Annotated in this window: 18 protein-coding genes and 1 tRNA gene; 10 read left to right on the top strand and 9 right to left on the bottom strand. The window is 65.1% G+C overall.

Features of this window, described 5'->3' with window-relative positions; translation table 11 throughout:
- The 4 genes from ihfA (at nucleotide 1) to ACR9ZJ_RS10945 (ending at nucleotide 1948) form a co-directional block, all read left to right on the top strand.
- Nucleotides 1-300: an integration host factor subunit alpha gene (gene ihfA, locus ACR9ZJ_RS10960; protein WP_036114917.1), complete on the top strand. Its 300-nt coding sequence runs from the start codon at nucleotides 1-3 to the stop codon at nucleotides 298-300.
- Complete coding sequence (locus tag ACR9ZJ_RS10955; protein ID WP_306850338.1) at nucleotides 281-637, top strand: MerR family transcriptional regulator; 357 nt, start codon at nucleotides 281-283, stop codon at nucleotides 635-637. The genes ihfA and ACR9ZJ_RS10955 overlap by 20 nt, the downstream gene beginning before the upstream one ends.
- A gap of 47 nt (nucleotides 638-684) precedes the next feature.
- Nucleotides 685-761, top strand: a tRNA-Pro gene (locus tag ACR9ZJ_RS10950).
- Nucleotides 762-955: 194 nt separating this feature from the next.
- Entirely contained in the window at nucleotides 956-1948 is a 993-nt protein-coding gene (locus ACR9ZJ_RS10945) for an MBL fold metallo-hydrolase (RefSeq protein ID WP_481287768.1), read from the top strand.
- A gap of 9 nt (nucleotides 1949-1957) precedes the next feature.
- Here the strand turns inward: ACR9ZJ_RS10945 and ACR9ZJ_RS10940 are convergent, their stop codons facing one another.
- Together ACR9ZJ_RS10940 and ACR9ZJ_RS10935 are read right to left on the bottom strand one after the other, a co-directional pair.
- Nucleotides 1958-3400 carry an apolipoprotein N-acyltransferase gene (locus ACR9ZJ_RS10940; RefSeq protein WP_481287767.1) on the bottom strand — a complete coding sequence of 481 codons (1443 nt, stop codon included), beginning with the start codon at nucleotides 3398-3400 and terminating at the stop codon, nucleotides 1958-1960.
- Nucleotides 3384-3968 (bottom strand): TetR/AcrR family transcriptional regulator, encoded by a 585-nt coding sequence (locus ACR9ZJ_RS10935; RefSeq protein ID WP_481287766.1) that lies wholly within the window; start codon nucleotides 3966-3968, stop codon nucleotides 3384-3386. Before ACR9ZJ_RS10935 ends, ACR9ZJ_RS10940 begins: the two co-directional genes overlap by 17 nt.
- Before the next feature lie 136 nt (nucleotides 3969-4104).
- Between ACR9ZJ_RS10935 and ACR9ZJ_RS10930 the strand changes: the two genes are divergently transcribed.
- Entirely contained in the window at nucleotides 4105-5052 is a 948-nt protein-coding gene (locus tag ACR9ZJ_RS10930; RefSeq protein ID WP_481279755.1) for a GGDEF domain-containing protein, read from the top strand.
- 180 nt (nucleotides 5053-5232) lie between these two features.
- Here ACR9ZJ_RS10930 and serA read toward each other — a convergent pair whose 3' ends face one another.
- Nucleotides 5233-6468: a phosphoglycerate dehydrogenase gene (serA, locus tag ACR9ZJ_RS10925; protein ID WP_448098395.1), complete on the bottom strand. Its 1236-nt coding sequence runs from the start codon at nucleotides 6466-6468 to the stop codon at nucleotides 5233-5235.
- A gap of 117 nt (nucleotides 6469-6585) precedes the next feature.
- Here serA and ACR9ZJ_RS10920 point away from each other — a divergent pair, with 117 nt between their 5' ends.
- Together ACR9ZJ_RS10920 and pip are read left to right on the top strand one after the other, a co-directional pair.
- Nucleotides 6586-7968: an FAD-binding oxidoreductase gene (locus ACR9ZJ_RS10920; protein ID WP_481287765.1), complete on the top strand. Its 1383-nt coding sequence runs from the start codon at nucleotides 6586-6588 to the stop codon at nucleotides 7966-7968.
- A 136-nt stretch (nucleotides 7969-8104) separates the two neighbouring features.
- On the top strand, nucleotides 8105-9061 hold the full coding sequence (gene pip, locus ACR9ZJ_RS10915) for a prolyl aminopeptidase (protein ID WP_481279758.1): 957 nt from the start codon (nucleotides 8105-8107) through the stop codon (nucleotides 9059-9061).
- Nucleotides 9062-9069: 8 nt separating this feature from the next.
- Here pip and ACR9ZJ_RS10910 read toward each other — a convergent pair whose 3' ends face one another.
- From ACR9ZJ_RS10910 to ACR9ZJ_RS10885, 6 genes are all read right to left on the bottom strand, one after another.
- Nucleotides 9070-10941 (bottom strand): hypothetical protein, encoded by a 1872-nt coding sequence (locus ACR9ZJ_RS10910; RefSeq protein ID WP_481287764.1) that lies wholly within the window; start codon nucleotides 10939-10941, stop codon nucleotides 9070-9072.
- Nucleotides 10942-11083: 142 nt separating this feature from the next.
- Nucleotides 11084-12853, bottom strand: coding sequence for a hypothetical protein (locus ACR9ZJ_RS10905; protein WP_481279760.1), 1770 nt, complete (start codon nucleotides 12851-12853; stop codon nucleotides 11084-11086).
- A 166-nt stretch (nucleotides 12854-13019) separates the two neighbouring features.
- Nucleotides 13020-15758 (bottom strand): lamin tail domain-containing protein, encoded by a 2739-nt coding sequence (locus ACR9ZJ_RS10900; RefSeq protein ID WP_481287763.1) that lies wholly within the window; start codon nucleotides 15756-15758, stop codon nucleotides 13020-13022.
- Nucleotides 15759-15899: 141 nt separating this feature from the next.
- On the bottom strand, nucleotides 15900-16538 hold the full coding sequence (gene upp, locus ACR9ZJ_RS10895) for a uracil phosphoribosyltransferase (protein ID WP_481279762.1): 639 nt from the start codon (nucleotides 16536-16538) through the stop codon (nucleotides 15900-15902).
- Nucleotides 16539-16946: 408 nt separating this feature from the next.
- A complete protein-coding gene (locus tag ACR9ZJ_RS10890; protein WP_481279763.1) occupies nucleotides 16947-17261 on the bottom strand; it encodes a PsiF family protein in 315 nt (104 codons plus the stop codon).
- A 50-nt stretch (nucleotides 17262-17311) separates the two neighbouring features.
- Nucleotides 17312-18814, bottom strand: a complete 1503-nt coding sequence (locus ACR9ZJ_RS10885) for an aminotransferase class III-fold pyridoxal phosphate-dependent enzyme (RefSeq protein ID WP_481287762.1) — start codon at nucleotides 18812-18814, stop codon at nucleotides 17312-17314.
- 211 nt (nucleotides 18815-19025) lie between these two features.
- On the opposite strand from ACR9ZJ_RS10885, the gene ACR9ZJ_RS10880 reads away from it, so the two are divergent.
- The 3 genes from ACR9ZJ_RS10880 to ACR9ZJ_RS10870 form a co-directional block, all read left to right on the top strand.
- Nucleotides 19026-19937: an ABC transporter ATP-binding protein gene (locus tag ACR9ZJ_RS10880; protein ID WP_481279765.1), complete on the top strand. Its 912-nt coding sequence runs from the start codon at nucleotides 19026-19028 to the stop codon at nucleotides 19935-19937.
- Nucleotides 19934-20716, top strand: a complete 783-nt coding sequence (locus tag ACR9ZJ_RS10875) for an ABC transporter permease (RefSeq protein ID WP_481279766.1) — start codon at nucleotides 19934-19936, stop codon at nucleotides 20714-20716. Before ACR9ZJ_RS10880 ends, ACR9ZJ_RS10875 begins: the two co-directional genes overlap by 4 nt.
- Before the next feature lie 36 nt (nucleotides 20717-20752).
- Nucleotides 20753-21448, top strand: a 696-nt coding sequence (locus ACR9ZJ_RS10870) for a histidine kinase (protein ID WP_481287761.1), incomplete at its 3' end; no start/stop codon positions are given.

Here is a 21448-nt window from a genome sequence, read left to right as displayed (position 1 = left end):
ATGGCGCTGACCAAGGCGGAAATGGCCGAGCGGCTTTTCCTCGACGTGGGCCTCAACAAGCGCGAGGCCAAGGAATTCGTGGACGCGTATTTCGAGGTCGTGCGCGAGGCACTGGAGCGGGGCGAGCAGGTGAAGTTGTCGGGGTTCGGCAATTTCGACCTTCGGCAGAAGAATCAGCGGCCCGGTCGGAACCCGAAGACCGGCGAGGAAATTCCCATCTCTGCCCGGCGGGTGGTCACCTTCCGTCCCGGCCAGAAACTCAAGGTAAGAGTCGAGGGCTATGCTGGATCCAGGGAATAACACCGAACTTCCGGCGATTCCGGCGAAGCGCTACTTCACCATCGGTGAGGTCAGCGAGCTTTGCGGCGTCAAGCCGCACGTCCTTCGCTACTGGGAGCAGGAGTTTCCCGCCCTCAAGCCCGTCAAGCGCCGCGGCAACCGCCGTTACTACCAGCGCCACGACGTGCTGATGATCCGCCAGATCCGTTCCCTGCTGTACGACGAGGGCTTCACCATCACGGGCGCCCGCGCCCGCCTGGAAGGCCCGCAGGCCCGCATGGAAGCCAGCATGTCGCATCAGATCGTCCGCCAGGTACGCCTGGAGCTCGAGGAAGTCCTGTCCCTCCTTCGTCGCTGATCCGCCTTCCGCAGATCGCGATGTTGCTGTTACAATCGTTCGCTCGTCGGGGTGTAGCGCAGCCTGGTAGCGCACTACGCTGGGGGTGTAGTGGTCGCGAGTTCGAATCTCGCCACCCCGACCATTATTCGAAAAGGCGTCCTTCGGGGCGCCTTTTTTCGTTGGCGTGGCTGGACATTGGTGCGAGGCGATCACCGTCGTAGTTCGCCTCACATGGCTACTCCGGCAAGTCGGCCCCGACTAGGCTGCGAGTCGTCGGCAAGCCCGCTCATGACGGGGGCTTGCCCTGTCTCGCTTCCGTACCCGCTGGATTTTCCGATGACTCAGCCTTCCCGTTTCGCGCGCGCCTGCCGCGCCGGCGCGCTGGCATGTGGCATTGCCGCAGCCCTTGTCACCGACGCCGCGTTCGCCGCGGCGCCGATGGTCCACACGCAGGCACCGGGCTATTACCGCCTGATGGTCGGCGATGTCGAGGTAACGGCCCTCAACGACGGCACGATCGACTTTCCGATGGAGCGGCTGTTGATCGGCATTTCGTCCGAGCAGATCGCGTCGGCATATCGCAAGGCGTTCCAGGCGCTGCCGGCCGAGTCGTCGATGAACCAGTTCCTCGTCAACACCGGCAGCAAGCTCGTGCTGGTGGACGCCGGCGCGGGCTCGTTCTACGGCCCGACCCTCGGCAATACGATCGATAATCTCAAGGCCTCGGGCTATTCGCCCGACCAGGTCGATGAGGTCGTTATCACGCATATGCACGCCGACCACATCGGCGGCCTGCTGCGGAATGGCGAACGCGCCTTTCCGAACGCGACCATCCGTCTCGACAAGACCGAGTACGACTTCTGGATGAACCCGGCCAATCGCGCGAAGGCGCCCGAAGGCGTAAGGGTGAGCTTCGACGTCGCCCGGAAAGTCTTCGTGCCGTACATCGCCGCCGGCAAGGTGCAGGTCTTCAAGGACGGCACGGAGATCGTCCCGGGCATACGTGCCGTCGTCGCGCCAGGCCATACGCCGGGCCATAGCTTTTATGTCGTGGAAAGCAAGGGCGCCACCCTGGTGCTGTGGGGCGACCTGGTGCATTCCGCGGCGGTGCAGTTCCGCGATCCCTTCGTGCGTATCGCGTGGGACAGCGACAACCACGAAGCAAAGCGCGCCCGCGAAGCGGCGTTTGCCGATGCGGCGAAGAACGGTTATCTGATTGGGGCGGCGCACCTGCCGTTCCCCTCGTTCGGGCACATCGCGAAAGCGGAAGACGGCAAGGGCTATGTCTATGTCCCGCTGAACTACACGCAGAACCGCCCCGGCAGGTAATGAATCCTGTTATCCCTGGCCATTGTTCGAAACGGCGTCCTTTGCGGGAACGATGGCCAGGACGACCAGCACCAGCAGGACGGACAGGTTCAGCCATGCGAACCAGTTCCCCCAGCGCGCATACAGCGTTCGCGTCTGGCGCAGCGGAACGTCGCCAACGAGTTCCGCGTCGTGGTCTTCGCTCGACGCCTCGGCCACGACCCGCCCGTGATCGTCGCTGAGCGTGAGCCGCCCGAAACGGGCGACGCGTGCCACCGCGAAGCCACCTTCCACGCCACGCATGATCGCCATGCGGCTGTGCAGCCATCCATCGGCGACGAAGTCCCACGCGGGCACCAGGAGCAGCTGTGCTTCCCGCGAGGCGTAGGCGATGCCGATATCCTGGAAATCCATGTCCTTGCAGATGGCCAGGCCGATCCGTGGCGCCCCTTGAAGCATCTGCTCGTGGCCGCCTGGCATGTACTTGTCTTCGAAACCCGGTATCAGGTGACGCTTGTTATAGATAAACGGAACCGATGCCCCGGGCTGAAAGACCATCGCCATGTTGCGTTCGCCCTGTGGATCACCCTTGAAATCGACGGCGATGTTCAAGATGACGCCATGCTGCCGCGCGAGCTGGGCAAATGCCGGGATAGTCGCGTCGGCAGTGATGAAGGACGCTTCCGGTATGACGACCGCACGAGCGCCCTGATCGGCAAGACGCGCGATAGCGGTGCCATAACGGTCCTGGAGCGCGCGTCCCTCAGGCGTGTCCAACACGGCCTGATCCGTGTTCAACGCCACCAGTCCCACCCGCAACGTCGATAGGGCGGATGTGCCGAGGCGCTGGTATCCATAGATGAGAATGCTGGCCAGGAGCAGTGTCGCCGTGCCGGCGATGGCGGCACGGGCAGGGCGTGAAACGTGTGCCGCCCCCATGACGGCGACCGCGGAAGCGACCAGCATGATGATCGATCCGACGCCCCAGATGCCGGTGATCGCAACGATCTGGATGACGGGCAGCGCGTTCATCTGGGTGTAACCGATATCGAAGAACGTGCCATGCGGTGAGAGCACGCTGTTGATGTAGGCGAGGCACACCCAGAGGACAGGCACCGCGAGCGTCGCCGCGAACGGACGTTCGCGCTGGAGGAGTCGCTTATGGAGCAGCACGCACAGTGCGAAGAGCACGCCCGGCAGCACCGTGGCGTAGAGGACGATGCCGAGAGGAAGGCCGATGCGATCGTGCAGGTACGGCCATAGGCTGGACGACCCCGCCGAGAAGGCGAGAAGGGCGGCGGACATGCCCCACCGCGTGCGCACGCGCGACGCCAGCCATAGCACGGGTACGGCTGCTAACCATGTCGCCCACCAGCGCGGCTCCGTGCCACTTCCAAGCCACCAGCCGGTGGCGCTCAGCGCGGTCGCCGCCAACCAGGATCGCCATGCGAGGCGGTCAGGCCCTGATGCCATCGATCAATCTCCCCAGTGAGGCCAGGTAGAACGTGCGGAATTTCTTTTCGTCGTAGCTGAAGCGCCCGGCCCGATAGAGCGCGATGAGACCTTGCGCATGCGCCCACAGGTCCATCGCAAGATCCCATTCATCGCCATCGCGCAACGCATCCTTCGCCACGAGGTCGAGGACCGCGTCGGCGATCAGGTTAAGCGTGGGGGAGCGACGTGCGCGGAAATCCTCGGGAAAACGTCGCGCGTCGTCGCGACGCATCGCGAAAGCGTGGTCGAAAAGGTGGGGATGGATCAATCCGTACTCGAGGTAAGCGTCCAGCATCGCCAGCAAGCGTCGTCGCGGTTCGCGATGGCTCGCGGCACGGGTAGCCCAGTGGCGTGCGGCTGCCTCGAAGCTGTCGCTGGAAAGCCGCGCGAGCAAGGCCTCGCGATTGGGGAAATGACGGTATATCGCCATGGCCGAAAGACCCACTTCGGCACCCAGCCTTCGCATGGTGACGGCCTCGACGCCTTCGGCGTCCAGCAGCGCATGTGCGGCCACGAGAATCCGGCGGGCGGTGGCGGTGGCGGTCATGTTTACACTGTAAACTCGGCGGCCCCGTCCGCGCAATACCCGTACCGGTACCGACGGCACGGCCGGCCTCGCCCTCAAGCTCTCGTCTACTTCGCCGCTACACTTGCGAAGCCGCAAGGCCAGCCCGGGGGGCGCCATGAGCATCGAAGACATCATCCGCGAGGAGGACATCGGGGTGTACAAGACCCTGCTGGAGTCCACGCGTGCCATCCCCTGGAAGATCGACTGGGAGACCCTGCGCTTCGCCTACATAGGTCCGCAGATCGAGGAATTGCTGGGTTGGGCGCCACAGTCCTGGGTCACGGTGCAGGATTGGGCCGACCGCATGCACCCGGAAGATCGCGCATGGGTCTTCGACTTCTGCGTTGCCCAGTCGCAGGCCGGGGTCGACCACGAGGCTGATTATCGTGCGCTGCGCAAGGATGGCGAGTACGTCTGGATACGCGATGTGGTGCACGTGGTGCGGAATCCGGACGGAAGTCCGAATGCGCTGATCGGCTTCATGTTCGACATCAGCGAACGCAAGCGCACAGAAGAGCGCCTGCTCGACATGCAGCGCGAACTCGAGGAATTATCGTTCAAGGACGGCCTTACCGGTGTCGCCAATCGACGTCGTTTCGACATGATCGTGGAAGGCGAATGGCGGGATGCGGTGGCCAGCAGGCAGGCCGTCTCGGTCGTCGTGCTCGACATCGACTTCTTCAAGCAATACAACGATCACTACGGGCACCTGGAAGGCGACGAGTGCCTTAAACGCGTGGCGGCGGCGCTTGCCGGCATCGTGCGCGGCCCGCGCGACCTGCTATGCCGGTTCGGCGGCGAGGAATTCGTGTTGCTGTTGCCGGGCACGGACGAAGCCAACGCCATGGCGTTGGCCTGGCGTTGCCTCGACCTCGTCGACAAGGCACTGATCCCCCATGAGGGCGTCGGAGCCGGAAAGCGCCTGACCCTGAGCGCGGGCGTGCACACCACCGTTCCCACGGAACGCGACGAAGTGCTGCCGTTCATCACGGTAGCCGACCGTCGCCTGTACCTCGCGAAGGAACGTGGACGCGCCCGTGTCGTCGCCGATGGCGGCCTTTAAAAGCTATTTCAGGCTCGGCTTCGCCCTCGTGTTTTGCCTGGCCGCGAGGTGGGGGGGCTGTGAAAGCGGAGGTCAGTTGCGGCGACGCGGCAGGTTTTCGCAAGCACCCATCGCCGCTGAAGCGGCTCCCCCTGCCTCGCCGCAGAAAAACCGATGGCGAAGCCGAGCCCGGCGCCGCACTCAGTAAAGCGCGCGAGCCCGCAAAGTGCCCTCGATCGCCGCCAGTTCGTTACGCAACGCGGCGGCATGTTCTTCAGTGGTGGTGACATCGATCACGACGTAGCCGACCTGCGACGAGGTTTGCAGGTACTGGCCGTCGATGTTCACCGCGGCACGCGAGAACACCTCGTTCACCCGCGAGAGCACGCCCGGGATGTTGCGGTGGATATGCAGCAGGCGGCGGCTGGTCGGGTGCCCCGGCAGCGACACCTCGGGGAAGTTCACGGCCGACAGCGTGCTGCCGTTGTCGCTGTAGCGAACCAGCTTGGAGGCGACCTCGATGCCGATGTTCTCCTGGGCCTCGGCCGTGCTGCCGCCGACGTGTGGGGTCAGGATCACATTGTCCATGCCGACCAGCGGGGAGACGAAGGGATCGTCGTTGCCCTTGGGCTCGACAGGGAAGACGTCGATCGCCGCGCCGGCGAGATGCTTCGAACGCAAGGCGGCGGCCAGCGCGTCGATGTCGACGACCGTGCCACGCGAGGCATTCACCAGCATGGAGCCGGGGCGCATGCGTGCGATTTCCGCCGCGCCGATGAGGTTTCGCGTCTGCGGCGTTTCGGGCACGTGCAGCGTCACCACGTCGGCGCGTTCGAGCAGGTCGTCGAGGCTCGCCGCCGGACGGGCATTGCCGAGCGAAAGCTTCGCTTCGACATCGTGGAAGATCACGCGCATGCCCAGCGATTCCGCCAGTACGCCCACCTGGGTACCGATGTGGCCGTAACCGACGATGCCCAGCACCTTGTCGCGTACCTCGAAGCTGCCCGCCGCCGACTTCGACCAGCCACCGCGATGGCATTCGGCATTCTTCTCGGGAATGCGACGGACCAGCATGATCGTCTCGGCGATGACCAGTTCGGCGACGCTGCGGGTATTGGAGTAGGGGGCGTTGAACACCGGTACGCCCAATCGCTCGGCCTCGGCCGTATCGACCTGGTTGGTGCCGATGCAGAAGCAACCCACCGCGATCAGGCGCCGTGCCTCGGCCAGGACGCCGGCGGTGAGGTGGGTGCGTGAGCGGATGCCGACGATGTGCGCGTCCGCGATGCGCTCGCGAAGTTCGTCCTCGGGCAGCGACTTCTCGTGGAATTCGATCTGTGAGTAGCCGGCCTGGCGGAAGGTATCCAGGGCGCTCCGGCTGACGCCTTCGAGCAGCAACACCTTGATGTCTTCTTTCGGGTACGACGTGCGCTTCATGGTCCGGGGCGATCCTGAGGGGAAGACTCCACTATGCCAGATACCCGGGGCGGGGCGGACCATGGACGGTCGCCGTCTCTGCTGGCACGCTGGGGGCCCTGCCGAGCGAACCGCCCCATGACCGATCCGCGCCTGTCCGAGCTTGCCCGCCTTTTGCCCGAGCTGAAGATATCGACCGACCCAGGCGACCTGGAGCACCACGGTCGCGACTGGACCCGGCGCTGGACGCCGGCCCCGCTGGCGATCGCCTGGCCTTCGTCCATCGAAGAGGTGCAAGGCGTCGTGCGCTGGGCGAATGCGCAGGGAGTCGCCGTCGTGCCTTCGGGGGGCCGTACCGGCCTGTCGGGCGGTGCCGTGGCGGCGAGCGGGGAGTTGGTGCTCAGCCTCGACCGGATGAACCGCGTGCTCGGTTTCGACCCGATCGACCGCACGCTGACGGTGCAGCCGGGGATCGCACTGGAAGCGGTACACAATGCCGCGCGTGAGCGGGGGCTGCTCTACCCGGTGGATTTCGCCGCCCGTGGGTCGTGCCAGATCGGCGGCAATATCGCCACAAACGCCGGCGGCATCCGGGTGATCCGCTATGGCAATACCCGGCAGTGGGTCGCCGGGCTCAAGGTGGTGACGGGCACGGGCGATGTGCTCGACCTCAATCGTGGCCTCGTCAAGAACGCTTCAGGCTACGACCTTCGCCACCTCGTCATCGGCTCGGAAGGTACCCTCGGCATCGTGGTCGAGGCCACCTTGTCGCTCACCTCGCCGCCGCCGCCCTCGCAGGTGATGCTGCTGGCGGTGCCCGCGATGGATGCGCTGATGAAGGTCTTTGCGGAAGCGCGGCACCGCCTTCGCCTGGAAGCCTTCGAGTTCTTCACCGACAGGGCGTTGCACCATGTGCTCGCGCACGGCGCGCAGCGGCCGTTCGACGAGGCACACCCTTTCTATGTGGTCACCGAGTTCGACGTGGCCGACGAGCGTGCCGAAGCCGATGCGCTGGCCTTCTTCGAGTTCTGCCTCGGTGAAGGCTGGGTAGTCGATGGCGCGATCAGTTCGAGCGAAGGGCAGGCCGCCGCCTTGTGGCGCTTGCGCGAAGGCATCACGGAAAGCCTCGCGCCGCACAAGCCTTACAAGAACGATGTGTCGGTGCGGATCTCCGCCGTGCCGGCGTTCATGGCGGAAATGCAGGACCTGCTGTCCGCCGAGTACCCGCATTTCGACGTCGTCTGGTTCGGCCACATCGGCGATGGAAACCTGCATATCAATGTGCTGAAGCCGGCGGATCTCGACAACGCGGCGTTCGTCGAACAATGCGAGCACGTGACCTCGATGCTGGTGGAGACCCTCGCACGGCACGGCGGCTCGATTTCCGCCGAGCACGGTATCGGGCTGGTGAAGAAGCCCTGGCTCGGCAGCGTCCGCAGCGAGGCCGAGATCGCCCTGATGCGCGGGATCAAGGCGGTGTGGGACCCCAACGGCATCATGAATCCCGGGAAGCTCCTGTAAGGGCGGCATCCGCTGTGGTGGGAGCTGGCGGAGCGCGGCTTTGTGGGAGCCGCTTCAGCGGCGATGGACGTGTGGCATCCCGCGTCGCGCCCGGTTAGCCTTCCCTTCTTCCCCAAACTCCGCAGGACCCCGCCTCATGGCCCAGGATTCCCCCGCCCTCTACCCGGCGATCGAGCCGTACAACAGCGGCATGCTCAAGGTGTCGCCGCTGCACACCCTCTACTACGAGGAAAGCGGCAACCCGAAGGGCAAGCCGGTGGTGTTCCTCCATGGGGGCCCGGGCGGCGGCACGAACCCGCGTTGCAGGCGCTTCTTCGACCCGGCGAAATACCGCATCGTGCTGTTCGACCAGCGCGGGTGTGGCAAATCCACGCCGCACGCGGAACTGACCGACAACACCACCTGGGATCTGGTCGCGGACATTGAACGCGTCCGTGAGCACCTGGGTATCGAAAAGTGGCAGGTCTTCGGTGGCTCGTGGGGATCGACGCTGGCGCTGGCGTATGCCGAGACCCATCCCGAACGCGTCTCCGAACTCGTGCTGCGCGGCATCTTCATGCTTCGCCGTTCCGAACTGGAGTGGTTCTACCAGGAGGGTTGCAACCAGCTATACCCCGATGCCTGGGAAACCTACCTTGCCGCGATTCCCCAAGCGGAGCACGGCGATCTCATCAGCGCCTACCACCGCCGCCTGACAAGTGCCGACCCGGCGGTGCGCCTCGCCGCGGCGCGTGCCTGGTCGGTGTGGGAAGGCGCGACGAGTTATCTCTATCAGGACCCGGCCCATATCGCCTCCAGTGGCGAGGACGAATTCGCCCTCGCCTTCGCGCGCATCGAGTGTCACTACTTCGTCAACGCGGGTTTCTTCGAGGTCGATGGGCAGTTGTTGCGTGACGCACACAAGATCCGCCACATCCCCACGGTCATCGTGCAGGGCCGCTACGACGTGGTCTGCCCGGCGCGCAGCGCATGGGACTTGCACCGGACCCTCCCGGACGCGGACCTGCGCATCGTCCAGGATGCCGGGCATTCGGCGTTCGAGCCTGGCATCACCAGGGAACTGGTCGCCGCGACCGATCGTTTCGCCGCCTGACGAAGGCCTTACCGCGGCGTTTCGCCGGGCACGTCCCGGCGAAACAGTCCCAGCAGGCGCCGACCGACGCCGGCGGGCCTCGACCGTGGCCCGGCACGACCGCCTTCGATGGGCAGGACTCCGAGTGTCTGGTAAGGCGAATGGTCGATGTGACCAAGACGAATCTTCGTCGTCCGGTAACGCAGGACACGTCCCGCATTGCGCCAGATGAGGTCGGCCGGGATATCCACGAAGAGCCACGGTTCCATCCCGCCGTCGATGACGACCTCGATCGTGGCGGATGTCGCGGACGTGTTCCCGAGCAGTGTGACGACCAACCGGTCGCCCGGAGCTAATCGCAAGACGGCGTTCTGCACGCTGAGCCAGGGTGGCTGGTCGGCAGGGCATTCGATCAGGTTGGCGTTGTCTTCCCTGCGTTTCATCGAGCACGCATAGGAATAGAAAATGCGTGGAACATAGGCACTGATGGAGATCTCGCTCGACGGTGAATGGCGAGGCGCCTCGATGTTTCGCTCGATGGAATAGTAAAGCCAGCCATGCTTGTCCTGTGCGTAGTCCAGGAACCATGGCGGTATGCGGCGAAGCAGGTCGAACCCTTCGAGGTCGGCATCGACGAGGATGCTCTCTTTCCAGGCCACCACGCCTTCCGCGACGCGAAGGACGAACGTGACGAGGTCGCCTTCCATGATATCGGCGCTGGCGGGAATGCGTGCGAACGGACCGGAGGGAAACCTTGCCCGATCGAGCGGCCCGGACGGCACGCCGTCGATCGTCGGCATGGCGAGCAGGGGATCGGGGCGAGGCAGTGGGTCGGTGGCGGCCTTGCGTCGAATCGTGATCCGCCGCCTCGGCGAACGGCCGACAATGGTCTCGAAACCGTCATCCCCTTCCTTGATCGCCAGGCAATAAAGATGGCAGTTGCTGTCGCCGTGGCGTTCCAGGATCTCGCGGGAAATCGTTCCATCGACAACGGAGCCGTCGCCCGCCGGATAGGCCTCCGTCCCGGAATCGGCCAGATAGAACCTGACGACCGCCCCTTCGGTCTGTGCCTGATTGATCACGGAGACGGCGAGGCCTTGGCCGGGTTCGAGCTGATCGAGTATCACTTCGTCGCCGCTCAGTTCGTCGGTGCGCACCGGCGTCAGCAGTTCGGTAGCCCGGGTGACCGTCACTTCGTAGTCGGCGAACGGATACTGGATATATCCGCTCTTGCGGACGATCGCGGCGCGGAGCAGCATGCGATCGCCATAGTTGGCCACGATGAGTTCGTGGGCGAACCGTGCCCGCACGGGCAATCCCGCGTTGGCAGCCGTGACAGGAAGGCTAAAGAGCGTGGAAGCGGCCTCGATCATCGAGGAACCGAGCTGGCTGACGACACCCCTCAGCGAAATGACGACCTCGTCGCCCTCGACCAGTGACATGGCGATGTCATCCGGCAATCGTGCCTCGAACCATGGGGCATCGTGGGCGATGACGTCGGTCGGACCGCCGTCCTGGTCGTAGACCTGCAAGAACGAGAAGGCAGGATGGTCTCGCACCGTGAATGTGGCGGAGTACGACATCTCGTCGACATCGGAGCCGGCGCGGCGGAGGACGTAGTGTGTGGTGATGTCGTAGGCATTGGCAGCGACGAGCACGAGGAACGGAACGCGAAAGACGCAGGCTTCGCCAGCCGCCGCCAGTGTCCGCCGGCTCGTCCAGTGGCTGTCGTTCGATGGACCGCCCGTCCAGGTCAGCGTGAGTTCGTCGCCTGGCGCGCTGTCCGCATGGAGGGGAATCCTCACCGTCGGGCCCAGCGGCATCATGTCCGGTCGCAGATAGTCGCCGTCCGCTTCATCCACCGTGGGTGCAGCCAGGGTTCCGTCCGTATAGATGACCATCGTCGCTCTCCATGCGTGGCGAGACCCGTCTCCAGACGGGTGGGAGTGCCATCGTGCGCGTCCGCCATGACGGCTTCCATATGGCTTTCGCTGTAGGTGCGCGATGCGCACGTCGGGTTCGCGCGTCCGTGGTCGCCCAAGCCTACGCCTGAGCGTCGACGTGCAACGCCCTGAATGGCGTGTGTTCGATGTAGCGCCCACGGATCTTTGTTACGCGATAGAAAATGTCGTGGCCGGCATTGTCCCGGATGACGGCCGCTGGCACCGGCAGCGTCCACCGGGAATCCGGTTCCGTATCGATCGTGCTCTCGATGACCGTGGACGCTTCAATGGTGGCCCCCCGCAGCATGACGACGAGGCGATCATGTAGTGCGAGTCCGAGGAAGTTGCCTTCCACGACCAGTAGCAGGGTAGCATCGGGAGGGCAGTGAATCAGCGCCTCGCCCTCCAGGCTTTCCCTCATCGAGCAAGCCAGGTGGTACAAAGAGCGAGGAGCGTATTCCCTGATCGTGACCTCAAGCCTCGGCGAGAATCGCCGCTCGCCTGCCACGCTCTCGACCGAATAGTAGAGCGATGGCATCGCGTATCGATAATAGGCCACGTTCGCCATGGGGATCCTGCGAACGACGTCCATGCCGACAGGGTCCCCGATGGTGCTCGAGTTCTCCCACGTCAGCAAGCCAGCGGGCGTGTGAAATCGGTACGTGACGATGTCTCCCGTTGCAATTCCCGCCTGCGCGCGAATGCGTGCGAAGGGTCCGCCCGGGAAATGCGCCTGGTCGATGGGACCCTGTATGTATCCATCGATGGACGGTGCTTCCAGGGATACATCGGCTTCGGGGAAGGGAGGAACCGTTCGGCTGTGCCGTATGGTCATGTGCCGTCGCAGGGAGCGTTCGATGACAATCTCCTGGGCATCGCTCCCTTTCACTGCAAGGCAGTAGAGATAGCCGTTGGTGCTGGCCTGACGATGCAACTCGTCGTTGGGGATCAGCCCCTCCACGAGCTTTCCTTCCCTTGCCGGGATGGGGCTTGTTCTGTATTCGCCCAGGCAGAACCGGATGTGCGTACCCTTCATTTCCGCCTGGTACGGAATGGACACGGCGAGGCCTTCTTCGAATCCCGGTCGGTCCAGGAAAACTTCATCCTCATGCAGTTGCGCCGTCAGTACCTTGCCCAGGGACACGGGTTCTTGCGTGATCGTCAGTGTGACGTTGGTCTCCGCGTGCTGGACGTATCCATTCGCGCGAACGATCGCGCAGTCCAGCAACAGCGTATTGCCATGATTGGCCACGACGATGTGCCTGCCGAACCGGTGGCGGACAGGGTGCTGCGCACTATCCTCGTCAAAGCGGATAGTCGCCGCTTCCGAGGTGGCCAGGATGGTCGTCGACGCGAACAGGTCCATGGTGCGGAGCCAGAAGACGATCTCGTCGCCTTGCTGAAGGGAAATGCTCACTTCTTCCGGGAGTTCCGCCTCGAACCATTCGGCCGCATGATCGATGACGGACGTTGGCAACCCGTTCTGGTCCCGCACCTGGATGGTACGTATGGGCGGATGATTCCGCACCATGTAAGTAGCCGTGTCCGACGGCTCATCGATATCGCTGCCCTGTCGCCTCAGGACATAACCCGTGACGGCTTCGTACGCTTCGGCGGCTGCGAGCACCAGGGCGGGAACGTGGAAGACGATATCGTCGTCGATCGTGTCGATCACCTTCTGTTCCGTCCAGCGACCATCGCTCGTTGGCCCGCCCGTCCAGGTCAACGTGATCGTGTCGCCGATCGCGGTTCTGTCGTAGCCAGGGATGTATACGCTGGGACCCAGCGGAATCATGTCAGGCCGGAGAAAGGCACCGTCCGCCTCCTTCACGGAAGGCGCGATCAGCAGGGCTTTCGTAGAGGGCGTCATGTTCGCAGTCCTTGCGAGAAAGTGCTTTCGCCGTCATGGCGGCAAGCATCATCCTTTCAGTTACGCGTGACCCGTTCCATATCGCTTTGGTTGTAGGGGCGAAGGACACCTGGCTTCGCCGCTGAAGCGGCGATATGGCGCCGGGCCTAAGCGGGGCGCCTTTTCATCAGAACAGGCTCAGCGGCAGCGCGATCATGTCGACCACGAAACCGTCGTGGTCCGACGAGCCGATAGCCTTGTGCACGTCGGTGGCCGACGCCGAATCGTCCAGCGTCTGTACCGGCGCATCGAGGTTGCCGCGGCCGTACTTCATCTGCAGGAACAGGCCCTGCGCGACCGTGTTGAGCAGCGCGTGGTCGAGCACCTGGTGGGTCGGTACCTGGCGCGGGCTCTGGCCCTGGATGTTGCCGAAGTTCTCCGTGAACAGGAACGAATAACGGTCATCCGGCGGCACCGAATTCACGGCGTTCCAGAGCGCGGGCTTCACCAGGTTCGTGCCGAGCTTCAGCAGGTTCTGGCTGTCGTCGTAACGGCCGGAGATCAGGCCGACGACATCGGTGAAGCCGTCGCTGAACTGGTAGGCGTTGAAGTCGCCAACCACCAGCAGGGGAGCGAGCAGGTTCTTCCGATCGGTCTGGATCGCCTGCACCTGGGTCGCCAGCGATCGGGCTTGCAGGAAGCGCTTCTGGCGGTCGCGATCGGCCGTGCTGCCGGTCTTGTCCACGTTCTGCCGTGCCTTCGGATGGACCGAGATCACGTTGATGCGCATCCGGCCGACGATCGAGGGCACTTCCGCGGTCAGCAGCAGCGGCGGGTGGTCGTGGACGAAGGCCGTCTGGCCCTGGTCCTGCCATGTCTCGTCGGCACCGAGCTGACGGACGTCGAGCACGCGCACGCGGTCGGTGCGGACGAGGAAGCCCACGTTGATGCCGCTGGGGTCGTGGCCCGGCTGCAGGATCGCCTCATACTGGGCCGGATAATCGTCGCCCAGCTGTTTGGCGAGGCCCTGCAACACCTGCAGGCTCTTCACTTCCTCCACCGAGAGGATGTCCGGCAGCTTCAGTACGCCGCCGATATAGGCCGACAGGCGCTGGGTCTTCAGCTTCACCTCGTCCGCCGTCGGCTCGGTATCGCCGCCGCTGCAGGTGAAGGTCGTGTTGAAGTCCGTATCGCAGAAACGCTCGGTGTTCAGCGCGCCGACACGCACGGCGTAGAACGGACGCGAATCGACGGCACGCGGCAACGTCGCCGCCTTCTTGATGTCGATCTTGGTCGGGATGAAGGTGTACATGCCGAAGGCGTACGACATCACGCCTTCCGCGCGGAAGGTGGTGCCCGCGTTGAACGGCGTGTCGGGCGCGACGGCACCGAAGTCGGCGGTGTTCATCTTGAACACCTGCGGATTGCCCGACCAGTTCGGCAGGTTCACGCCATCCGGCACGGGAACGGTGTAGCGCACGCCCGGCTCGCGCAGGGATCGCTTGCCGTTGGCGGTCACGTAGACCTCGGCGAACGGCTCATTGCTGAAGCGCAGGTTGCCCGTGGTGATCATGCCGTTGTCGATCGTGACGCGCATGCCGACATAGCACTGGAAGTTCGTCTCGCCGCAGGACAGGGCGTTCGGGTCCGACGACGGCACGTTGTTGCCGAACGTCACCGCCTTGGGCAGGCGGGCGCCGTGCATCGTGGTGGTGATCGTGGCGTTCTTCAGTTCCGGCAGGTTGAAATAGTTGTCGACCGTCGCCTCGACGTCGACCACGTCGCCGGCCTTCACACCGGGCGCACCGCTGGTGAAGACGTAGATGCCGTTCGAGGTCAGGCGATCGTCGTCCGCGCGGTCGTCGGGCGTCTGGATCGTGAAGCCGGCCGGCCCCACCGCGGTGACGACATTGCCATGCGTGGAAACCCGCTTGCCGACGAGCGGCGACACCTGGCCACGGCCGGTGACCTGCCAGATCTCGGCGGCGATGGGGATCTCGTTGAGGATGGCGCCGATGGCCGAGCCCTTGGCGATCGTCACGTCGCCGCCGGAGACGTCCGACAGGTTCACGCGGAACGCCTTGTCCGGACCGGCCGCCTTGGCGCCGTGCACGGTGACCTCGACGGTGCCGCTGGTGGCACCGGCCGGAATGGTCAGCGTGGTGTCCACGGCATCGTAGTCGCCCGCGGCGACGGTGGCGGTGTCGTCGGCGGTCGCGGCATGGACGGTGACGTCGGCCGGAGCCGGCTCGCTCAGCGATACCGTGAACGGCATCCGCTGGTCGTCGCCGTTGCGCACGCTGATCGTCGCGTCGGCGATCGACAGGCTCCGTCCCAGCACCGCGCACGGAGACGTGCTGGCGCGGGGTGCGGTCGGGGCGACCTTGACCCAGTCGGCCGAGTTGTCACCGGTGGATTGCGGCAAGCCGTTGCCGGTGGTCTTGCGGGCGTAGCCCTGGTCGGTGTTCGAACTGCCGAGGCTGGCCAACGGCGTACCCAGCTTATAAGCCGAGCCGGCGCCGAGACCGACCTGGTCGATCGTCGCACCCGATCCGTCGAGCAGGGCGATGCCGCCGTCGTCGGTGACGCCGGTCGAATACTTGATGTCCGGCACGACGCTGCCGGAGTAACCCGAGCTGGCGCCGTTGGCCAGCAGCAGGAAGCAGCCCGGCGCCACCGTGGTGCCGGCGGGAAGGGTCAGGCGCGTGCCCGTGGTGCCGCTCGCGTTCGAGGCGTTGAGCTTGTAGCCCGAGACGTCCAGCGGTGTGGCGCCGGTGTTCTGCAGCTCCACGAATTCATCGTTGCCGCCGGATGGCCCGCGGACGCGAAACTGGGTGATGGATAGATCGGCCGCCTGCAACGGAAGTACGGCGGTGAGTCCTGCCAGCGCTGCCCAGATGGCGCGCCGTGACGTGGTCGAACGCATTCGATGTCCCCTCGAGTCGTTGATGATTGCGACCCGAAAGCACGCGCCATCCCCTGACGTGGCGTTCCCCTGCCGGTTCGCTCGCGGAGTGTGCCTCAGTTTTATGACAGCGGGATGTGACGGAAACGGCGACTCCGGGGTTCAGGACGGTTTTTGCTTGGTCCCGAAGATCTTGTCGCCGGCATCGCCGAGCCCGGGGAGGATGTAGCCCAGTTCGTTCAGGCGCTCGTCGATCGAGGCCACGTAGATCTCGATGTCGGGATGGGCGGCCTCGATGCGCTTCAGCCCTTCCGGCGCCGCGACCAGGAACAGGCCCTTGATCTTCCGTGCGCCGGCGGCCTTCAACATGTCGACGGTCGCGACCAGGGTGCCCGCGGTGGCGAGCATGGGATCGACGATGATCGCGGTACGTTCGTCCATGCCCCCGCTGAGCTTCTCGTAGTAGGCGACGGGTTCCAGCGTTTCCTCGTCGCGCTGCAGGCCGACCACGCTGACCTTCGCGGCGGGAATCATTTCCAGGACACCCGTGAGCATGCCGAGGCCGGCACGCAGGATGGGCACGATGGTGACCTTCTTGCCCTTGATGTGGGTGACCTCGACCGGGCCCGCCCAGCCTTCAATGGTCTTGCACTCCGTCTCCATGTCCGCCGTGGCCTCGTAGGTCAGCAGCGCCGCGACCTCGGAGGCTAGCTCACGGAATTCCTTCGTGCTGATCCCGGCGCGGCGCATGAGGCCGAGCTTGTGCTGGATGAGGGGATGGCGGACTTCGACGATTTTCATGGGGGCGCGGATTCGGCGGCGATGATGCGGGAATTGTCGCATGGGCGGTGCCGGGCGCCTTCGAAGCATCGCCGACAGGGTCGGCTCCCACCAGAGCCGGTTGCTACGCTCTGGTGGAAACCTATGCCCATTGGTAGGACCTCAGCCCTGGTGGGACCTCCGCCCTGGTAGGACCTCTGCCCTGGTGGGAGCCGACCTTGTCGGCGATCCCGCGGCAGCGGGCCAGGTCGAGGCAAGCACCCATCGCCGCTGAAGCGGCTCCCACAGCTGAAACGGCTTCCAGAGTTGAAACGGCTCCCAGAGTTGAAGCGGCCCCCACAGTTGAAGTGGCTCCCACCCATCCGTGCCCTGGTGGGAGCCGACCTTGTCGGCGATCCCGCGGCAGCGGGCCAGTCCGCCTCGGCCTGCTCAGCCCTTCAGGCAGGTGCTCATGTACGCCTTGCGCTCATCGCCCTTCAGGCTCTTCGCGGAGGCGTCCTTGTTGCAGGATTTCATCTTGTCCTGCTGCGTGGTCTTGGCCGGCGCTTCGCCTTTCAGGCAGCTGCTCATGAACGTCTTGCGCTCGTCGCCCTTCTTGCCGGCGGCCTGCGAATTGCACGTACTCATGCGCTGCTGTTGCGGCGTGAGGTCCTTCTTGGCGGGTGCTTGCTGCGGCGCGGCGACCGCGCCGGCAGCGAAAGCGAGGAGGGAGGCTACGGCGAAGACACGAATCTGCGTACGCATGGCGAACCCCAACGTGACGCCGGCAATCCGGCGGGTGGAGCTTACGCCGGTCAGGCCGCCTTCGTCGACGAGGCCGAGCGGCGCGGGCCTTCCTTCAATGCGTGGCGGATCTCGTCCACGATGAGGTCGACCTCGGCGCTCGTCACGCGGAAGTGCGGGGTGAAGCGCAGCGAGTTCGCGCCGCCGTGGATCACGCCGATGCCGCGCTCGCGCATGTATTCCTCGGTGGAACCCTCGCCATAGCACTTGAACTCCGACGCCAGCTCGCAGGAGAACAGCAGCCCCGTACCTTGCACCTTGGTGATCAGGCCGCCAAGCTCGCCCTTCAGCGCTTCGACCTTGCGGACGAATTCCTGGCCGCGTTCGCGGATATTGCGGCGGACCTCGTCGGTGAGTTCCTGCAACGTCGCCACCGCGACGTCGAGCGCGCGCGGATTCGCGGTCATCGTGTTGCCGTAGATGCCCTTGCGGTACAGGCCCGCCACGCGATCGGTCACGGCGAGCACGGAAAGGGGGTATTGGCCGGCGTTGAGCGCCTTGGAGAAGGTCTCCATGTCCGGCGCTTCCAGGGACTCGAAGCCTGGATAGTCCACGATCGACAAGACGCCGTGCGCGCGCAAACCCGCCTGGATCGAATCGACCAGCAGCAAGGTGCCGTGTTCGCGCGTGAGTTCGCGCGCGGCGGCGTAGAACTCCGGCGTGAGCGCGCGGCCCGGGTCGCCTTCACCCATCACCGGCTCGAGGAACATCGCTTCGATGAACCAGCCCTGGCGGTCCGCTTCGGCGAACGCGGCCTTCAGCTGGGCCACGTTGTACGGCTCGACCGTGATCAGGCTGTCCTCGTTGCGGAAGCTCGCCAGGTGTTGCTGGTAGTTCCGGCGTGACGAATCCGAATAGAGGGCGGGGCGTTCGGTGCGGCCATGGAAGGCGCCCTTCACGGCCAGCCGCTTGATCGTGCGTGCCGCATGGCGTGCGCCCGGGTCCGTCATCAGGCGCGCGTTGACGTCGGCGATGCGCGCCGCCAGCGTGACCGATTCCGACCCGGAGTTGAGGTACATGAAGTGCGAATAAGGCCTGCCATCACGTGTCCGGCCCAGCTCCTTGAACAAGGCGTTGGACAAGCGCCATTGCGAGACGTTGGCCGTCATGACGTTGGCCATCACTTGCGGACGCGACATGGCCTCGACGATGTGCTCGGGATTGTGGCCGAAGCCGAGCATGCCGTAGCCGCCGTTGTCGTGCAGCACGGCGCCCTTCAGCGTCACGATCCATGGCCCGCGCGCGGCGGCCGGCACATAGGGGTTCACGCCGTCGTCGGGATAGAAGTTGACCAGGGACGACTGCACGCGCTGGATCTGTTCGGCCTCGTCCAGACGGAGCAGGTCGCCGAACTCGGCGCGCAAGGCCTGGTGATAGGCCACGGCGTCTTCGATGGCGCGAACGAGGGAAGGGTCGATCGCGGCGAAACGCTCGATCGTTTCATCCGGCAGGCCACGCGTGCGCGGCGTGCCGCCGAAGTCGCGCATCGCGCGCAGAAGATCGATGACGCCCATAACCCACTCCTCGACTGGTGACGCGGCCCGGTTTCGATCCAATCCCTAAGGCGCCGCTAAGTATCTATATGTAAAGGGATTATTCGGCCAGCATAGCATGCGGGTTTTGGCCGTGTAACCCCCGGGTGACGGTTGTCACATCCGCACAATGACGCAAGCGACTGCCGCCAAGGACTTGCGCGGGATTATGTTGCGACGCAAGGGAGGGCACATGAACAACGACACTCGCATCGCACGCCTCGAACACGTTGGAAAACGCTATGGCGCGGTCGTCGCGCTCGACGGGATCGACCTGGATATCCACCGCGGCGAACTGCTGGCCCTGTTGGGCCCGAACGGCGCCGGCAAGAGCACATGCATCGGCCTGCTGCTGGGTCTGCATCGCGCCGACAGTGGCAGCGTGACGCTGTTCGGCGAAGATCCGCAGGATATCGGTCCGCGCCGGCGTATCGGCGTGATGTTGCAGGCCGCGAACCTGCCGGCGACGTTGAAGGTGGGCGAACTGCTTCGCCTGACGGCGAGCTATTACCCCGACCCGCGGCCGCTGGCCGAATGCGCGGCCCTTGCCGGGGTGGCCGACCTGCTCGGCCGGCGCTATGGCGCCCTCTCGGGCGGCCAGCAACGACGCGTCCAGTTCGCCATGGCGATGGCCGGGCGTCCGGAAATACTCTTCCTCGACGAGCCGACGGTCGGCATGGATATCACGGCGCGGCAGTCGCTATGGACGGGCATCCGGCAACTCGTGGCCGGCGGCTGCGCGGTGGTGCTGACGACACATTACCTGGAGGAAGCCGAGGCGCTCGCGGACCGCGTCTGCGTGATCGCGAAGGGCAAGGTCGTTTCCGAAGGCAGCGTGGACGCGCTCCGTGCGCGCGTGGCGTTGCGGCGAATTCGCTGCCTGACCTCGCTCGATCCGGGCATCGTGGCGGGATGGCCGGATGTCGCGTCGGTCGAGGCACGGCAGGACCGCCTGGCGATCGCGACCACCCACGCGGAGGTGGTCGTAAGGCGCCTGCTGCACGCCGATCCCTCGCTGTCGGATCTGGAAGTGCAGCGCGCCGGCCTCGCGGAAGCTTTTACCGAAATCGCCCGCGACGCCGATGCCGCACAGGAGGCCGCATGACCGCCATCGACACCGCCGGCACCGTGGTTGCCATGACGCCGGCACGTCTCCTCGGCGCATACGTGCAGGAGGCGAAAGCCGAGTGCCTGCGCTATCTGCGCAACCCGGGATTCCTGCTGCCGACCTTGCTGTTCCCATCGGTGTTCTACGTGATGTTCGGCATCTTCCTCGGCCATGCCAATAGCGCGGATGCACCGCGCTACCTGCTGGCCTCGTATGGCACCTTTGGCGTCATGGCGCCGGGCCTGTTCGGCTTCGGGGTGTCGCTGGCGCTGGAACGCGACAGCGGCTTGCTTACGCTGAAGCGCGCCTTGCCGATGCCACCCGGCGCGTACCTGCTGGGCAAGATGTGCATGGCCTTGCTCGTGGCCGCGATCGTCGCTTCGATCCTGCTGTGCCTGGCGATTTTCGTGGCCGGTGCCGCGTTGCCGCCTTCCCGCGCCGCCGGGTTCTTCGGCGTCGAAGTGCTCGGTTCCCTGCCGTTCTCCGCGATGGGCCTGCTGCTGGGCACGCTGGTAAAAGGGCAGGGCGCGCCCGGCGTGGTCAATCTCATCTACCTGCCGATGGCTTTCCTCTCCGGCCTGTGGATTCCGCTGCCGGTCATGCCGCCCTTCCTTCAGTCCATCGCACCGCTATGGCCGGCATACCATCTGGACCGGCTGGCGCTTTCGGCGGTGGGCCTGGGCGACGGCGGCGACGCCGTGCACGTGGTCGTCCTGGCCGGCTTCACGATCGCCTTCGTGGCCATCGCGGCGCGTCGCTTGCGCCGTCACGGTTGAAGTAGCATGGGCGCACGCCTTTCCACGGACACTCCCATGGTTCCCTCGTGGTTCCAGCCAACGCCGGATTCGCTCTGGAACCGCTACCGCGACAAGCCGAGGCTGCGCATCGGCAGCCTGTTCCACCTCGTGTGGACCGTGTACGTCTTCGGCGATCTCGTCTTCGCCGAAAAGCTCGGTCCGTACTGGATCCCGGCGACCGCCATCACGTTTCCCCTGTTCCTGATCCTTTACGGCCTGAGCTACGTGCGTCCGGTACGCGAGGCGAGGTTGTACGCGATCGCCGTCGCCCTGATGGGATATGCCACGCTCAAGTTCAACACCAGCGGCGGCGCCTGCTATGTGATCTACGCCTGCGCGATGATGGGCTTCGACGGGGTGCCCAGGCGATGCTTCATGGGCATCGCGGCGGTCATCGCCGGCTTCATGGCCACGGCATGGTTTCTGCTGTCGTGGCCGTTCGCGGTCATGGCGACCCTGTCGTTCATCGCCTTGTCGGTCGGTTCGGTCAACGTCATCTATCGCTTCAACGCGCAACGCGACGCCGAACTGAAACTGTCGCACGACGAGGTCCGCCGGCTGGCCGCGGCGGCGGAACGCGAGCGTATCGGACGCGACCTGCACGACCTGCTCGGCCATACGCTGTCGTTGATCACGTTGAAGCTGGAGTTGTCGCGCCGCCTGCTCGCCCCCGCCGCCGCCGCGGCCCGCCGTGAAATGGAGGAAGCCGCG

The organism is Luteibacter sp. KNZ12-1A, from assembly GCF_056755675.1.
The sequence above is the reverse complement of the archived record's forward strand: the minus strand, read 5'-3'. Positions and strand labels throughout refer to the sequence as shown.

Bases quoted from the DNA above. Each gene is read 5' to 3' on its own strand.
- ihfA (WP_036114917.1), top strand. From the start codon at position 1: ATGGCGCTGACCAAGGCGGAAATGGCCGAGCGGCTTTTCCTCGACGTG.
- ACR9ZJ_RS10955 (WP_306850338.1), top strand. From the start codon at position 281: ATGCTGGATCCAGGGAATAACACCGAACTTCCGGCGATTCCGGCGAAG.
- ACR9ZJ_RS10945 (WP_481287768.1), top strand. From the start codon at position 956: ATGACTCAGCCTTCCCGTTTCGCGCGCGCCTGCCGCGCCGGCGCGCTG.
- ACR9ZJ_RS10940 (WP_481287767.1), bottom strand. From the start codon at position 3,400: ATGGCATCAGGGCCTGACCGCCTCGCATGGCGATCCTGGTTGGCGGCG.
- ACR9ZJ_RS10935 (WP_481287766.1), bottom strand. From the start codon at position 3,968: ATGACCGCCACCGCCACCGCCCGCCGGATTCTCGTGGCCGCACATGCG.
- ACR9ZJ_RS10930 (WP_481279755.1), top strand. From the start codon at position 4,105: ATGAGCATCGAAGACATCATCCGCGAGGAGGACATCGGGGTGTACAAG.
- serA (WP_448098395.1), bottom strand. From the start codon at position 6,468: ATGAAGCGCACGTCGTACCCGAAAGAAGACATCAAGGTGTTGCTGCTC.
- ACR9ZJ_RS10920 (WP_481287765.1), top strand. From the start codon at position 6,586: ATGACCGATCCGCGCCTGTCCGAGCTTGCCCGCCTTTTGCCCGAGCTG.
- pip (WP_481279758.1), top strand. From the start codon at position 8,105: ATGGCCCAGGATTCCCCCGCCCTCTACCCGGCGATCGAGCCGTACAAC.
- ACR9ZJ_RS10910 (WP_481287764.1), bottom strand. From the start codon at position 10,941: ATGGTCATCTATACGGACGGAACCCTGGCTGCACCCACGGTGGATGAA.
- ACR9ZJ_RS10905 (WP_481279760.1), bottom strand. From the start codon at position 12,853: ATGACGCCCTCTACGAAAGCCCTGCTGATCGCGCCTTCCGTGAAGGAG.
- ACR9ZJ_RS10900 (WP_481287763.1), bottom strand. From the start codon at position 15,758: ATGCGTTCGACCACGTCACGGCGCGCCATCTGGGCAGCGCTGGCAGGA.
- upp (WP_481279762.1), bottom strand. From the start codon at position 16,538: ATGAAAATCGTCGAAGTCCGCCATCCCCTCATCCAGCACAAGCTCGGC.
- ACR9ZJ_RS10890 (WP_481279763.1), bottom strand. From the start codon at position 17,261: ATGCGTACGCAGATTCGTGTCTTCGCCGTAGCCTCCCTCCTCGCTTTC.
- ACR9ZJ_RS10885 (WP_481287762.1), bottom strand. From the start codon at position 18,814: ATGGGCGTCATCGATCTTCTGCGCGCGATGCGCGACTTCGGCGGCACG.
- ACR9ZJ_RS10880 (WP_481279765.1), top strand. From the start codon at position 19,026: ATGAACAACGACACTCGCATCGCACGCCTCGAACACGTTGGAAAACGC.
- ACR9ZJ_RS10875 (WP_481279766.1), top strand. From the start codon at position 19,934: ATGACCGCCATCGACACCGCCGGCACCGTGGTTGCCATGACGCCGGCA.